The following is a 14781-nucleotide window of genomic DNA, read 5'->3' on the forward strand; positions in this document are numbered from 1 at the left end:
CCTGCACAAGGAGTGAAGACACGAGTGACAGTATCAGCGTGAGCCTCGGCGAGGCGCGCAGCGGGTGATGACGTTATCGTCGGCGTCGAAGCAGAGCTGACGCTGACGACCGGCGAACCAGGCGAAGCTGGCGGCGGCGGCGGCGATCCCCATCAACAGCCAGGCGATGGCGGTGATCGGTGCCTGCAGGTCAAGCATGATACCGACGCTCAAGGGGCCCAGGGCGGCCAGGGCATAGCCGCCACCCTGGGCCAGTCCGGACAGGCGGCCTGCCAGACGCGAATCGGCGCTGCGCAGCACGATCAGGGTCAGCGCCAGGGAGAAGTTGCCGCCCTGGCCGAGCCCCAGCAGTAGTGCGCCGAGGTAGCGCAGGGAGGTGTCGGCCATCAGCAGGATCCACAGGCCACTGGCGGTGCTGGCAAGGACCAGCAGCAGCGCCGGGCGCTGATCGCGACCGAAGCGGGCCAGCCAGGGTGCCAGTAGCGCAGAAATCAGCTGGACCATCACCGACATGCCCATCAACAGGCCGGCCTCGGCCTCGCCGATGCCGCGCTGCATCAACAGCGTCGGCAGCCAGCCGAAGACGATGTAGGCCAGCGACGATTGGGTGCCCATCAATAGTGCCACCTGCCAGGCCAGGGGCTGGCGCAGCAGGCCACGGGTCATGCCGGTGCCGGGGTCACCCGCCATCCGTGGGGTAGCGGCGGTGCGCGGCATGTAAAGCTCCCAGGCGATCAGCGCTGCCATGGCCAGCAGCGACCAGGCCGCCAGACTGCGTGTCCAGCCACCCAGCAGATCGCTCAGGGGAATCGCCAGGCCGGCGCCCAGGGCGCCACCCAGACACAGGGCCATGGTGTAGACCCCGGTCATCAGGTCGGCGCCCCGGGGCAGCTCGCGCTTGACCAGCGCCGGTAGCAGGGCGCCCGATACACCGATGCCGGCACCCACCAGCAGGGTGCCGGCGTAGAGCGCGAGGGGACTTCCCTGCCAGCGCAGCAGCAGACCGCTGGTGATGACCACCAGACCCAGCGACAAGGCGCGTTCCGGGCCGTACTGGCGCGACAGGCGGGGCGCCAGCGGAGCGAACAGCCCCAGGCACAGCACCGGCAGGGTGGTCAGGGCACCAATGGCGCTGGGGGACAGGCCGGTATCCTGCTGCACACGGGCGAGCAGCGGGGCAAGCGAAGAGAGTGCCGGTCTCAGGTTGAGGCCGACCAGTACCATCAGCACCAGAAAGCGCCAGGGCAGGGACGTGACCTTCATCGGGGGCTCCAGCGGGTGGACCACCGCAGCGGGGAAGGCGCGCCGCCGGAGGCGCAGGCCCCGCGGACGGCGGCCGATACGGTTATTTCAGGAAGCGACGCAGATCGCCACGCACCTGATCATTGAAGGTCAGGAACTGGCTGTGGCGATCGCCGTCGACGCCATCGATGCGCACGGCCGTGGCCATGCCCTTATCGACCAGCAGTTGGTCGTAGATCTCCAGGGTGATCTTTTCGACCGGGGTGTCGCCGGGGGCGCACTGGCCATTCTCCAGGCGGAAGGTCTCGAGCAGGCTGGCGCGTACGCGAGTGGCACCGCCTTCGGCCAGCACGCGACGCACGAACATCCAGCCTTCGCAGGTCAGCGCCACGCCGTCATGGTCGCGCAGGTAGAGGGTGCGATAGCAGGCCCCCTGCTCGGCGCCTTTCTCTGCCATGCTGCGGTAGGCCTCGGTCATGCGAGCGGCACTGACCCGCGCCTCGTCGATCTTGGTCTGGGCGCCGCGATGCTCGTTGTCGAGTTGCGCCTGCTTCTGGAAGGCCCGGAAGCGGCGATATTCCTTGATCAGTTCTGGAGATGCCATATCGCTGTCCTGCTGAGATGGAAGGGGGCGGCAAGCCGCCCCCTGGATTGCTCTTGTCTAGCCGCTCGGGGCTATGCCTGAGGCGATGCTCGAGCTTATGCCTGTCCCTGGCGGTTGCCCTGGCCGGAGCGCCTGCGCCTGCGACGTGCAGGCTGCTCGCCATTGCCGTTGCGGGCATTGCCGCCGCCACCGCCACCGTCACCACGTCGTCCGTTGCCGCGCTGGGAGCTATTGTTGCCACCCTGGCTGCGGCGCTGACCGCCACCGCGCTTGTTGCGGCCGTTCTCGATAGGCTCCGGCTTGGCGTTGGGGTCGGGCTCGAAGCCCGGCTCGATGCGCTTCTCGAGGTCACGCTTGATCATGCGCTCGATGTTCTTCAGAAGGCCATGCTCATCGACGCACACCAGCGAGATGGCCTGGCCTTCGTTGCCGGCACGGCCGGTACGACCGATGCGGTGGACGTAGTCCTCGGCGACGTTGGGCAGCTCGAAGTTGACCACGTGGGGCAGTTCGTCGATGTCGAGACCACGGGCGGCGATGTCGGTGGCCACCAGAACCTGCAGCTCGCCGGCCTTGAACGCCGCCAGGGCGCGGGTACGGGCTGACTGGCTCTTGTTGCCGTGGATCGCCATGGCAGAGATGTCGCGCTTGTCGAGGTGCTCGGCCAGGCGGTTGGCGCCGTGCTTGGTGCGAGTGAACACCAGCACCTGGAACCAGCGCTGGCTGGTGATCAGGTGTGAAAGCAGCTCGCGCTTGCGTTCCCGGTCCACTCGGTAGACGGCCTGGTCGACGGTCTCGGCGGTGGTATTGCGGCGTGCGACCTCGATCATCTCCGGGCGGTCGAGCAGCTTGTCGGCCAGCGCCTGGATCTCGCTGGAGAAGGTCGCCGAGAACAGCAGGTTCTGACGCTTCTCGGGCAACAGCTTCAGCACACGGCGGATGTCGTGGATAAAGCCCATGTCGAGCATGCGGTCGGCTTCGTCGAGCACCAGGATCTCGACGCTCGACAGATCCACGTGGCCCTGCTGGTGCAGGTCGAGCAGGCGGCCAGGCGTTGCCACCAGCACATCGAGACCGGGCCGCAGGGCGTCGATCTGGGGTTGCTGGCCGACGCCACCGAAGATCACGTGGTGACGCAGTGACAGGTGCTGACCGTAGTCGCGCACGCTCTCGCCGACCTGGGCGGCGAGTTCACGGGTGGGCGTGAGCACCAGGGCACGGACCTGGCGCTTGGAGGGGCGAGGGCCATCGGCCAGGCGCTGCAGCATCGGCAGGGTAAAGCCCGCTGTCTTGCCGGTGCCGGTCTGGGCACTGGCCAGCAGGTCACCACCCTTGAGTACCGCGGGGATGGCCTGACGCTGAATCGGAGTCGGGGTGTCATAGCCTTGCGCCGTGACGGCGCGAAGCAATTCGGCACGCAGGCCGAGATCGGAAAAACTCATGCAAACTCCAGCACGCACGCACTCGCTGGACGCCACCGTTCTGATGGCGTCGGTCCCGGACAAGGCGTGGGGAAAAATTCGGTGACCGCTCTAGCGGGGGACCCCCGTCACCGTTGCGGGCATGATGCCAGATTTGCCGGCCCGGCGCATCGGCGGGGGTGAAAAGAAGTCGGGCCGGCAGAACCTTGATGAGGGGCGGGGAGGCGTTGTCGAGACGCTCAGGGGGCGACACGGACCCGGGCGGCGATATCATCGGCCACCTGATCCCAGGTGCGCCCCAGCGCCCGTACCAGTGCCGAATAGCCGTCGCTGTCCAGCGACTCGGTGGCCTCGAAGCTGTCGCTGTCCACCACCTTGCGCTGGCCGTCACGCAACAGCCACTGACCAGAAGCCACGGCGTAGCCGTCGTAGTGGCCCTGGAAGCGGTCGACGCTCAATTCCAGGGTCAGGGCGTTGCCGCTGTCGCCGGACAGCAGCACCCGGCGTCCAGGCAGTCTGGCCTCAAGGCGGTCGCGCAGGCCGCGTTCGAGTTGCTGTGCCAGCGGTGCCGCCCATTGGTGGGACTTGGCCTCGTTCAGCGAGATGTCGTCGAGTTGAAGGACGATGCCTTCGGCCTCGAGGTAGTTGGCGAGCCTGGGTGTGGACACCAGCAACGGCGTTTCGTCGGCGCTGGGGACCCGGGCATCGCTGCTGCCTGCATCCGAGGGCAGCACATAGTGGTTCATGGGGGCGGTGCCGCTGGCGCAGCCGCCCAGCCACAGCGCCAGCAGGGGAACACACAGGCGATGTATCGGCCTCATGGAGAACTCCTTTCCGGTGAGGTCAGTGTTGTCGATGCTTCCGTCTATCCCGCCCGAGTCCGCAGACTCGGGCGGGAGGCGATCAGCGCGGTGCCCGCGGGATCGGGTCCTCGGTCTGGATGCTGTCGAACAGCAGCGCGCGGGGATCGTCGCTGATCTTGCGAGCGGCCGGCTGCAGGTCACGCACCAGACGTTCGACCTCGTTGAGGGTGCGGGTCAGGTCCTGGTAGACGCTGGATTCCGGCGACAGCCCGTCGAGGGTGCGGCGCAGCTCGACCAGGGTCTGGTTGAGGTTGCCGGGCAAGCCCTGGGTCTCGGGGTTGTCGAGCAGGCTGTTCATGCTCTGCACCAGTGAGCGGGCCTGGGTCAGCATCGCCTCTGAGACCTGAAGGTTGCGGTCGAGTCCCGACAGGATAGGCTCGATCTCGAGGCGGTTGAGCTTGTCGAGCAGGGCGGTGACCTGGGCCTGGATCTGGGCAAGGCCAGCCGAGGCGGTGGGGAACACCGGGCGGTCGGCGAAGGTCTCGGCCAGATACTGGCCCTGCAGCTCTTCGTCGATCTTGAGGTCGACGAACAGCGCCCCGGTCAACAGGCTGCCGCTCTTGAGGGTCGCGCGCAGGCCACGCTCGAACAGCCGGTCGAAGCGCTCACGCCACTCCTGCAGATCCAGCTCGTTGGCGCCGATGCCCAGACGCTGGGGTTCGATGCGAATCAGCACCGGGATGGCCAGCTTGTCGCGGTTTTCCGGCTGGGGCGAGGTGAAGTTCCAGGGGACGGCCGCCACGGTGCCGATGCGCACGCCACGGAATTCCACCGGGGCGCCACGAGACAGGCCGCGCACCGTGTCCTCGTTGAGCAGCACGTACTCGAGATAGCGATTGAAGGTACCCTGGCGGGCGGCCTCCTCATCGGCATAGAGTTCGTAGGAGGCGTCCTCTTCCGCCTCCTTGCCGGCGGGAACATCGTCGGGCACGCCAAAGGTGACGCCGCCGCCGAGCAGCGCTTCCAGCGACTCGACCTGCACCTGAAAACCGTCGGAACCGAAGCGCACGTCGATGCCGCTGGTGGCCCAGAAGCGGGTGTTCTCGGTGACCAGGGTGTCGTAGGGGCTCTCGATGAAGATGCGGTGGTGCATGCTCTGGGTGGAGACATCGAAGTCGGCCTCCTCGACGCGTCCGACGCTGACCCCCTGGAAGGTGACGGCGTCGCCGACGCTGAGCGAGTTGCCGACCTGGCTGACCAGGTTGAGACGCAGCCCCTGGGCACCCGGCGGCGCCACCGGAGGCTGGTCGCTGACGTCGAATTCGCGGGCATCCACCTCGCTCTGACCCGGCTCGAGCTGAATATAGGCACCGGAGAGAACGGTGCCGAGTCCGCTGATACCCTCGCGCCCGATGCGCGGCTTGACCACCCAGAAATGGGTGTCCTCGACCAGCATCTTCTCGGCCTGGGGTTCCATCTGAGCGGTGATCTCGACGCCGGAGAGATCGTCGCTGAGTGCTACCGAGGTGACCTTGCCGACCTCCACGTTACGGGTCTTGATCAACGTCTTGCCGGCCTCGATGCCGTCGGCGGACGGCAGATGCAGCGCGATCTGGGGGCCGCGGCTGGCATAGTTGTCGTAGACCAGCCAGGCGCCGATCAGCAGTGCCACAAAGGGCACGATCCACACCGGCGACAGCCGTTTCTGCTGGGTCGGCGCGGCGCGGTGCATGTCCTTGCTGGACGGCGCTGGCGGGTTGTCGGGGTGGCGCTTATCGGCGTCACTCATGGTGTGCTTCCTTGTTCATCCGGCGCAGTGCGATGGGGTGAAGGGGCGGTGTCGGACGCCAGGCCCGAGTGGTCGCCGTGCAACCCGTCATCATCCGGGGAGTCCATCGGGTTGCAGGGATCCTCGCTGCCGTCCCACAGCAGGCGAGGCTCAAAACTCATGGCCGCCAGCATGGTGATGATCACCACGCCACCGAAGGCCAGCGCAGCGGGGCCAGGATCGATCGACATCAGCGCACCGGCGCGGATCAGGGCCACCAGGATGGCTACCACGAAGACGTCGACCATCGACCAGCGTCCGATCAGCTCGGTCAATCGGTAGAGCCGCGCTCGCACCACCGAGCGCATGCCCGGTGCCCGCGGCGCCACCAGGCACAGCCAGACCAGTGCCAGCAGCTTGCCGATGGGCACGATGACGCTGGCCACGAAGATCACCAGCGCCACCGGCCAGGAACCGTGGCTGACCAGGTAGATGACACCGCCGATGATGGTCTGCGGGTCCGAGCTGCCGAGGCTGGTGGTGTACATGATGGGATAGACATTGGCGGGGATATAGAGCACTGCGGCGGTGAACAGCAGCGCCCAGGTGGTCTGCAGGCTGCGCGGCCGGCGGGCGTGCAGCTTCTCGCTGCAGCGCACGCAACGGCCATGGCCCTCGCTGTCCAGGCAGTTGATCAGCCCGCAGGTGGGGCAGCCGGTGAGCCCCTGGGAGGCAGCGGTCTCGCCGGTGCGCGTGCCCTCCGGTGCCAGAGGCTCGCCGCTGAGCGAGAACCACAGCCAGTCCTTGTCCAGTGACAGGGTCGTCGCCAGCAGCAGGATGGCGTAGGCGATAAAGGCCCAGAACGACGGTCCGAGGGAAATTTCGGCAAGTCCTGCCACCTTGATCAGCGCCACCATGGTGCCGACGATAAAGACGTCGGCCATCAGCCAAGGCGCGATATGGGAAAGTCCGCGGGCCAGGGTGCGGCTATAGGGCAGACGGCGGGGCAGCATCAGGCTGATCTGCAGCCACACCACCGTCAGCAGATAGATCGCCGGCAACACGATGATCGACATCAGCACCACCATGGCGACGATGGGCTGGTGGTGCTCGAGCATCTGGGTGGCGGTCTGGGCCACTTCTATTTCGTTGCCGACGCCACGCGTACTGAAGCCGATAAACGGAAAGGACAGGGCCAGCGCCAATGCCACCAGCGATGCCAGCGACAGCGCCAGGCTGCGCTGGGCGGGGAAGGCATGACGCTTGACCAGGTCGTGACCACAGCGGACACAGTCCGCTTCTTCACCGGGACGCAGCGGCGGCAGCGCCATGATCCAGTCGCACTCGTGACAGGCACGCAGGCGCCGGCGCGACCTGATGCGCACCTCGGGGGGAGGATGCTGGGTGACGGAGGCGTTGCGGATCCGTTCCAGGGGGCCACGTACGGGGGTCGTCACAGTGGTAGGGGGACTCCGGTCTTGAAAGAGGGTTCTGTTCGTCTGCATTTCGTCGCGAATCAGGCGCTGATGGCTTAACAAGCTGATCCTGCGAATTAAATAGTGTGGCACGTTGACGTGGGTGACACCATAGACAAAGATGCGACCGATATCATGGGTGAGGAGTTGACATGTTGCTTCCCGTTTTGGCGGTTCTGGGTGGCCTGGTGGTGCTGGTGTGGAGCGCCGAACGCTTTGTCGAGGGCGCCGCGGCCACCGCTGCGCGGCTGGGACTGTCGCCCTTGCTGGTGGGCATGCTGGTGATCGGCTTCGGCACCTCGGCACCGGAATTGACGGTGTCGGCGCTGTCTGCGGCACAGGGCAACCCGGGGCTGGCACTCGGTAACGCCTATGGCTCGAATATCGCCAACATCGGCCTGATCCTGGGGCTGGTGGCGCTGATCTCCCCGCTGGCGGTGCATTCATCGGTGATTCGGCGCGAATTGCCGGTGCTCGGTGCCGCCACCCTGGTGTCGGCGTTGATGATGTGGGGCGGGCTTATCTCCCGGCTGGAGGGCGCGCTGCTGCTGCTGGCGCTGCTGGTGTTCATGGTCGCAAGCGTGATCCAGAGCCGGCGCGAGGAAGCCGCCGCCAGGGCGGACGCCCTGGCCACCGATACCGTGCAGGAACTCGATGCTCATCCCATGTCGCTGGGCAAGGGCATCTTCCTTACCGTGCTGGGCCTGGCCCTGCTGGTCGTCAGTTCCCGGCTGCTGGTGTGGGGCGCGGTGGATATCGCCCAGGGTCTCGGGGTGTCCGACGTCATCATCGGGCTGACCGTGGTCGCCATCGGCACATCGCTGCCGGAACTGGCCTCGTCCATCAGTGCCCTGCGTCGCAAGGAGCATGATCTGGTGCTGGGCAACGTGGTCGGCTCCAACCTGTTCAACACCCTGGGGGTGGTGGGGCTGGCCGCCGTCATCGCGCCGATCGAGGCCGGGCGTGAGGTGCTGATGCGAGACTGGTCGCTGATGACCGCCATGACCCTGATGATGGCGGTGTTCGCGTTGGGCTGGAAGGGCCGGGCGGGGCGCATCAATCGGTTCGAGGGTGGCGTCCTGGTTGCCGTCTACCTGGCCTACACGGCCTATCTGGTATCGCTGGTGCTGGGGCAGTCCTGACCTGACACCTGGCTACGTTCCCTTGCCACGGCAAAGGCAAGGGAGGTGGGCTGACAAGCGGGTAGGTGATCGGCCATGGGTGCGTGCGACAATTGGCCATGGGACAGAGGCCTGCGGGACCTCTATGCTGAGGGCAAGCGGGATCGAAGATGCATGATTGTGCATAGATAGATTGCCAGGCTAGCCGAGCAAGGCTGCGCTCTATCGACTCGATTCCGCTCGGGTTCGATGCTGTCCTGCCAGGGTCGGGTTGTGTTCCCGAGGCAGGGCGGTGCCGTCGGTCATCCCTGCCTCGAGGAGTCGCTCATGGAACTGGATCCCGTGCTTCTGTCACGTATACAGTTCGCCTTCGTCGTATCCTTCCACGCCATCTTCCCCGTCTTTACCATAGGGCTGGCGTCCTATGTCGCTGTCCTGCATGGACTCTTCTACAAGACCGGCAATCCCGCCTGGGATCGACTGGCCGCCTTCTGGGTCAAGGTCTTCGCCGTGGTCTTCGGCATGGGCGTGGTCTCCGGGATCGTCATGGCCTTCCAGTTCGGAACCAACTGGAGCAACTTCAGTCAGGCGACGTCCAATTTCCTCGGCCCCATGCTGAGCTATGAAGTGGTCACCGCCTTCTTCCTGGAAGCCGGCTTCCTCGGGGTGCTGCTGTTTGGACGTGGCAAGGTGGCCGATGGGGTTCACCTGTTCGCCGCCATCATGGTCGCGGTGGGCACCTTCATCTCGGCCTTCTGGATCCTGTCCACCAATAGCTGGATGCAGACCCCCGCCGGGGTGGAAATGATCGACGGCCACTTCAGCGTCACCAGTTGGGGCGAGGCCATGTTCAATGCCTCCTTCCCTTATCGCTTTGCCCACATGGCGCTGGCTTCCTTCCTGACCGGCGGCTTCGTGGTGGCCGGCGTCAGCGCCTGGTATCTGCTGATCGGCCGCGACGTCGAGGCCAACCGCAAGGCCCTGTCCATGTGCATGTGGCTGTTGCTGGTGCTGGCGCCGGTACAGGCGGTGGTCGGCGACGCCCATGGCCTCAATACGCTTGAGCATCAGCCGACCAAGGTGGCGGCGATGGAGGCCAACTGGGAGACCCAGTCCGGGGTGCCGCTGCTGTTGTTCGCCTGGCCGGACAAGGAGGCCCAGGAAAATCACTTCGAGATCGGCATTCCGCGCCTGGCCAGCCTGATCCTGACCCATGACCTGGACGGCGAGGTACCTGGGCTCAAGGAGGTCCCGGTAGAGGAGCAACCACCGGTGTGGTTCGTGTTCTGGTCATTCCGCGCCATGGTCGGCATGGGCATGCTGATGATCGCGGTGGCCTTCACCGGTCTGTGGTTGCGCCGTGGCGGTCGTCTGTACAAGAGTCGCCCCTTCCTGCAGACGCTGAGACTCATGAGCGTGGCGCCCTTTATCGCGGTGCTGGGTGGCTGGTTCGTCACCGAAGCGGGCCGCGCGCCCTGGCTGGTGTACGGCATGATGACCCAGGCCGAGGCGGTGACGCCGTCGCTCAGTGGCTGGATGGTGCTCGCCACCCTGATCGGCTACGTGCTGGTCTACGCGGTGGTGTTCCTGACCGGGGGCTACTACCTCACCCGGGTGGTGCGCCAGGGCATGCTGGCCGAGGAGCCCCACGACGACGAGGTCGAGACGGCCAAGCGACCGCTGTCCGCCGCCCACGCCACCCTCGAGGCCGACGCCGGCCGCCAGTTCGGGAGTTGATGACATGGAATTGATCAACCTTTCTGCCATCTGGGCGCTGATCATCGGGTTCGGCGTGATGATGTACATCCTGATGGATGGCTTCGATCTCGGGGTGGGTATCCTCTACCCCTTCGCCCCGGACGAGCACGCCCGGGATGTGATGATGAACTCGGTAGCGCCGATATGGGACGGCAACGAAACCTGGCTGGTACTCGGCGGGGCGGGACTGCTGGCGGCCTTTCCGCTGGTCTATACCATCCTGCTGCCGGCGCTCTATCTTGGGGTCTTCCTGATGTTGGCCGGCCTGATTTTCCGTGGCATCGCCTTCGAGTTCCGCTTCAAGTCGGTACGTAATCGCTACTGGTGGAACCGTGCCTTCTGCTGGGGCTCGATGGTCGCCACCTTCTGTCAGGGGGTCGTGGTCGGCGCCTACATCGAGGGCTTCGAGGTCGCCAACAATGTCTACGTGGGCGGTCCTTTCGACTGGCTGACGCCTTTCACCGTGATCACTGGCCTTGCGCTGATGGCGGGCTATGCGCTGCTGGGGGCGACCTGGACGATTCTGAAGTCCGAGGGGCAGGTGCAGGAATGGGCCTACCGCATCACGCCCAGGCTGCTGGGACTGGTGCTGGCGGGCTTTGCCGTGATCAGTATCTGGACGCCGTTCGTCGACGACTTCGTGCGTGAGCGCTGGTTCGGCCACCTGACACTGTTCTGGGTGTTCCCGGCACTGGCGTTGCTGTGCGCCGCCATGGTGTGGCGTTCGGTGGCCCGTCGCCGTGAGGGCCAGCCGTTCGTGGCTACCCTGGGACTGTTCTTCTTCACCTACCTGGGGCTGGTGGCCAGCAAGTGGCCCTACCTGATCCCGCCGGACATCACCCTTTGGGACGCCGCCTCGGCTCCGGAGAGCCAGCTGTTTCTGCTGCTCGGGGTGCTGTTCGTGATCCCGGTGGTACTGGGCTACACCGCCTGGTCCTACTGGGTGTTCCGCGGCAAGGTAAGAGGGGGCGGCTATCACTAAGTCGTCTGGTGCTGAGTCGCCTCGTTCTGAGTCGCCTCGTTCTGAGTCGTCTCGCGGCGAGGCCACCAGGGCGCGGCTGTGGCTCGACCAGCACACCAGGGCCCAGCGTCGTCCGCTGACCCTGGCCGCAGCCTTCGCGGTGCTGGCAGGACTCGCGGGTGTGGTCCAATGGGTACTGCTGGCCAAGGTGCTGGTGCTGGCGATCGAGGGTGAGCGTTCCCTGAGCCAGCTTTGGCCCTGGCTTGTCTCTCTACTTGGGCTTCTGGCGCTGCGTGCCGGGGCTGGCTTTGCTCAGGAGTGTCTGGCCCAGCGAGCCAGCCAGCGCCTTCGCCGCGCGGTACGCCACGAGTTGCTCGAGCATCTGTTTGCGCTGGGACCGGTGCGTGCCGGTCGCCATCACAGTGCCGGCCTGGCCCATCGCCTTGTCGAGCAGGTCGAGGCACTGGACGGCTACACCTCACGCTTCTGGGTGCAACTTCGGGTGGTGATGGTGGTGCCGCTGGTCATCTTCGCCATCATCGCCTGGCACAACTGGCTGGCGGCGCTGCTGCTGGCGATCACCGCGCCGCTGATTCCCTTGTTCATGGCGCTGGTGGGCATGGGCGCCGAATCGCTCAATCGCGACCAGTTCGCGGCGGTGACGCGACTGTCCGGGCACTTCGTCGATCGGGTGCGGGGCATCGCCACCATTCGACTGTTCGGTGCCGGCGACAGGGTCACCGACGAGGTTGCCCAGGTCGCCGACGACTATCGCCGGCGCACCCTGAAGCCCTTGCGACTGGCCTTTCTGTCATCGGCGGTGCTCGAATTCTTCTCCTCGGTGGCGATTGCGGCGCTGGCCATCTACATCGGCTTTGGCCTGCTCGGGGACCTGCCGCTGGAGGTGGCCGATTCGCTGACGCTGGCCAGTGGCCTGACCATCCTGCTGCTGGCCCCGGAGTTCTTTCAGCCGCTGCGCACACTGTCACAGCACTACCACGACCGTGCCTCGGCGCTGGCCGCCGCCCAGGCCCTGACGGAACTGCTCGATGAACCCATCGATCCGTCGCGAGTGTCGCCCGTCTCGGCGCCTGGCACTGCCGAAAGTCCCGCTTCTTCAGTGTTGTCCGGTGGCCAGCTTGTGCGGCTCGAAGGCGCCTGCCTGGATCACCCTGGGCGTGGCCGCGTGCTGGGTCCGCTGGACTTTCGGGTGGACGCCGGTGAAGTGGTGGTGATCAGCGGCCCATCGGGTGCCGGCAAGTCGAGCCTGCTGGCGATGCTGGCGGGGTTTGTCGGGCCTGGCGAGGGCTCGCGCCAATCGGCACCGGGCATCGCCTTTGCCTGGATGGACCAGCGCCCGCTGCTGATCCAGGGCAGCCTCGCCGACAATCTTCGCCTGACGGCGCCGAACGCTGGCGATGACGACCTGCGCACTGCGCTCGAGCAGGCGGGCCTTGAGCCGCTGGTCGCGGCTCTGCCCGAGGGACTCGATACCCGGATCGGCGAAAATGGCCTGGGCCTGTCCGGCGGGCAGGCCCAGCGCCTGGCGCTGGCGCGGGTGTTCCTGAGTGATGCCGCGCTGGTGCTGCTGGACGAGCCGACGGCGAGTCTGGATCGAGAGACCGAAGCGGTACTGATTCGCGGCTTTCGGCGTCTGGCCGGCCAGGGCCGGGCGCTGGTCATCGCCAGCCATCACCCGGCCATCCTGGCCATGGGGGACCGGCGTGTGGAGCTGCTCGATGGGCGAGTCACCGCGAGTGGAAGAGAACAGCAAGAGGTGGCCCATGGCGTCGTCGACTGAGCGCACGGATACGGGATTCGCTGCGGGGATTGCCAGTCTGCGTCCGTGGATCGAGGTGCATGCGTCGTTTCGTCGGCGCCTGGTGCTTGGCGTGGTGCTGATGGTGCTGACCGCGCTGTCGGCGCTGGGGCTGCTGGCGGTGTCGGGCTGGTTCATCACTGCCAGCGCCCTGACCGGCGCGGCCTTGGCCGCGGGTATGGCGGCTACCCTGGACGTCTACACCCCCGGGGCGGGCATTCGTCTGTTTGCGGTATCCCGCACCGTGTCACGCTACGTCGAACGCCTCTACAACCACGACACCATCCTGCGACTGCTGGCACGCCTGAGGGCACGCTGTTTCTCGGGCCTGGTGGCGATGGACGGCGCCAGCCTCGGGGCAAGGCGATCCGGCGACTGGCTCAACCGTCTGACCGCCGATATCGATACCCTGGACGCGCTTTACCTGCGGCTGCTGGCGCCGGCGGCGATGGCGCTGGTGCTGGGGGCGGCGCTGGTAGCGTTGGTGGCGGTGTGGCTGCCCCAGGTCGCGCTGGTGCTGGGCGTCTTGCTGCTGTTTGGCTGGAGCTGGCTGACCCTCGGACAGGCCCGCCTGGGTCTTGCGGCCTGTCGTCGCCGCGTCGTCGGGCTGGAGCGACTGCGCTCGGCCATGATCGAAACCCTTGGCGGTCTGAGTGAACTCGAATCCTACGGCGCATTGGCGCGCCGCCGTGGCGAGCTTGAAGCCCTCGAGGACGAGCTGCTGGCGGCTCAGTGGCGACTGTCACTGATCACCGGGTTTGGCAATGTTCTGACGACGCTGGTGATGGGGGGCGCCTGGTGGCTTGTATTGATCGGTGGCCTCGCCGCCTTCGGTGGCGGCCAGTTGGGCGCCGCCGTGCTGGTGATGCTGCCGTTGGCCTCGCTGGCCCTGGCCGAGGGGTTGGCAAGTCTGCCCGCCGCCTTCACCCAGGCCGGCGCAAGCCTCGCCGCCGCCGAGCGGCTCAATGCCATCGACCAGCAGCGTGCAGCGCCTGCAAATGTCTCATCAGACACCACCCGAGCTGTTGCAGTGCACGCTGCGCCTCGAAGCGGGACTGCCGAGTGTGGAGGGCTGGAGGTCTGCGCAACGTCGCTGAGTTTTCGTTATCCGCAGGCGCTCGATCAGGCGCTGTCGCCCCTGAGCTTCCGGCTGGCGCCGGGGGAGAGGGCCGCGATCTGTGGCCCCTCCGGCAGTGGCAAGTCGACGCTGCTGGCGCTGCTTGCCGGGGAGCTGCGAGGCCACCATGGTCGCTTGACCCTGAACGGCCAGGCGGTGGAAGCCCTGGACCCGCAGTGGTTGAGCTGCAAAGTGGGCTGTCTGACCCAGCGGGTGGAGCTGTTTGACGCAAGCCTTGCCGAGAATCTGCGTCTGGGCGCCCCCGAGGCGAGCCCGGAGCGGCTGTGGCAGGCGCTTGTTGCGGTAGACCTGGCCGACTGGGCGCAGGGGCTGCCCGGCGGGCTCGAGACACGCGTGGGGGAAGGGGGGCGACAGCTTTCCGGCGGCCAGGCGCGACGTCTGGGTCTGGCGCGTCTGTGGCTGACCGATCCCGCCCTGGTAGTGCTCGATGAGCCTTTTGCCTCGCTGGATGCGGCCACCGCGCGGCGGGTGGCCGAGGGCATCGGCCCCTGGCTGGCCGGACGCACGGTGCTCATGCTGGTGCACCATCATGATCCCGACTCGCCGTCGCCCGGCATGGAGCACATACCCAGGGTCATCGACATGGCGGCCGGTACGCCATGGCAAGCCCGGGGCGAATGCGTCACCATGTAAACGACGACACCTGATTTCTACGGTTCGATGCCACAGGG

The 14781-nt window shown here is 66.5% G+C and carries 11 protein-coding genes; 5 read left to right on the forward strand and 6 right to left on the reverse strand.

The window, feature by feature from the left end; genetic code table 11:
• Nucleotides 1–33: 33 nt before the first annotated feature.
• The 6 genes from NFG57_RS09065 to NFG57_RS09090 form a co-directional block, all read right to left on the reverse strand.
• Nucleotides 34–1263 (reverse strand): MFS transporter, encoded by a 1230-nt coding sequence (locus NFG57_RS09065; protein ID WP_045994330.1) that lies wholly within the window; start codon nt 1261–1263, stop codon nt 34–36.
• A gap of 82 nt (nt 1264–1345) precedes the next feature.
• On the reverse strand, nt 1346–1846 hold the full coding sequence (locus NFG57_RS09070) for a hypothetical protein (RefSeq protein ID WP_045994329.1): 501 nt from the start codon (nt 1844–1846) through the stop codon (nt 1346–1348).
• A gap of 95 nt (nt 1847–1941) precedes the next feature.
• Nucleotides 1942–3288 carry a DEAD/DEAH box helicase gene (locus NFG57_RS09075; RefSeq protein ID WP_124804684.1) on the reverse strand — a complete coding sequence of 449 codons (1347 nt, stop codon included), beginning with the start codon at nt 3286–3288 and terminating at the stop codon, nt 1942–1944.
• Nucleotides 3289–3506: 218 nt separating this feature from the next.
• Nucleotides 3507–4088, reverse strand: a complete 582-nt coding sequence (locus tag NFG57_RS09080; protein WP_045994327.1) for an ABC-type transport auxiliary lipoprotein family protein — start codon at nt 4086–4088, stop codon at nt 3507–3509.
• 82 nt (nt 4089–4170) lie between these two features.
• Nucleotides 4171–5859 (reverse strand): intermembrane transport protein PqiB, encoded by a 1689-nt coding sequence (gene pqiB / locus NFG57_RS09085; RefSeq protein WP_108133774.1) that lies wholly within the window; start codon nt 5857–5859, stop codon nt 4171–4173.
• Nucleotides 5856–7271 (reverse strand): paraquat-inducible protein A, encoded by a 1416-nt coding sequence (locus NFG57_RS09090; protein ID WP_348816169.1) that lies wholly within the window; start codon nt 7269–7271, stop codon nt 5856–5858. Before NFG57_RS09090 ends, pqiB begins: the two co-directional genes overlap by 4 nt.
• 194 nt (nt 7272–7465) lie before the next feature.
• On the opposite strand from NFG57_RS09090, the gene NFG57_RS09095 reads away from it, so the two are divergent.
• From NFG57_RS09095 to cydC, 5 genes are all read left to right on the forward strand, one after another.
• The gene (locus tag NFG57_RS09095) at nt 7466–8455 is read left to right on the forward strand and encodes a calcium/sodium antiporter (RefSeq protein WP_108133773.1); all 990 of its coding nucleotides are present in this window, start codon (nt 7466–7468) and stop codon (nt 8453–8455) included.
• A gap of 306 nt (nt 8456–8761) precedes the next feature.
• Entirely contained in the window at nt 8762–10171 is a 1410-nt protein-coding gene (locus tag NFG57_RS09100; protein WP_348815997.1) for a cytochrome ubiquinol oxidase subunit I, read from the forward strand.
• A 4-nt stretch (nt 10172–10175) separates the two neighbouring features.
• Complete coding sequence (cydB, locus tag NFG57_RS09105; protein WP_348815999.1) at nt 10176–11174, forward strand: cytochrome d ubiquinol oxidase subunit II; 999 nt, start codon at nt 10176–10178, stop codon at nt 11172–11174.
• A 115-nt stretch (nt 11175–11289) separates the two neighbouring features.
• On the forward strand, nt 11290–12954 hold the full coding sequence (gene cydD / locus NFG57_RS09110; RefSeq protein ID WP_348816170.1) for a thiol reductant ABC exporter subunit CydD: 1665 nt from the start codon (nt 11290–11292) through the stop codon (nt 12952–12954).
• Nucleotides 12938–14743, forward strand: coding sequence for a thiol reductant ABC exporter subunit CydC (gene cydC / locus NFG57_RS09115; protein WP_348816001.1), 1806 nt, complete (start codon nt 12938–12940; stop codon nt 14741–14743). The genes cydD and cydC overlap by 17 nt, the downstream gene beginning before the upstream one ends.
• The last annotated feature ends 38 nt before the right edge of the window (nt 14744–14781 follow it).

The organism is Halomonas sp. H10-59 (genome assembly GCF_040070555.1).
Taxonomy (GTDB): Bacteria; Pseudomonadota; Gammaproteobacteria; order Pseudomonadales; family Halomonadaceae; genus Halomonas; species Halomonas litopenaei.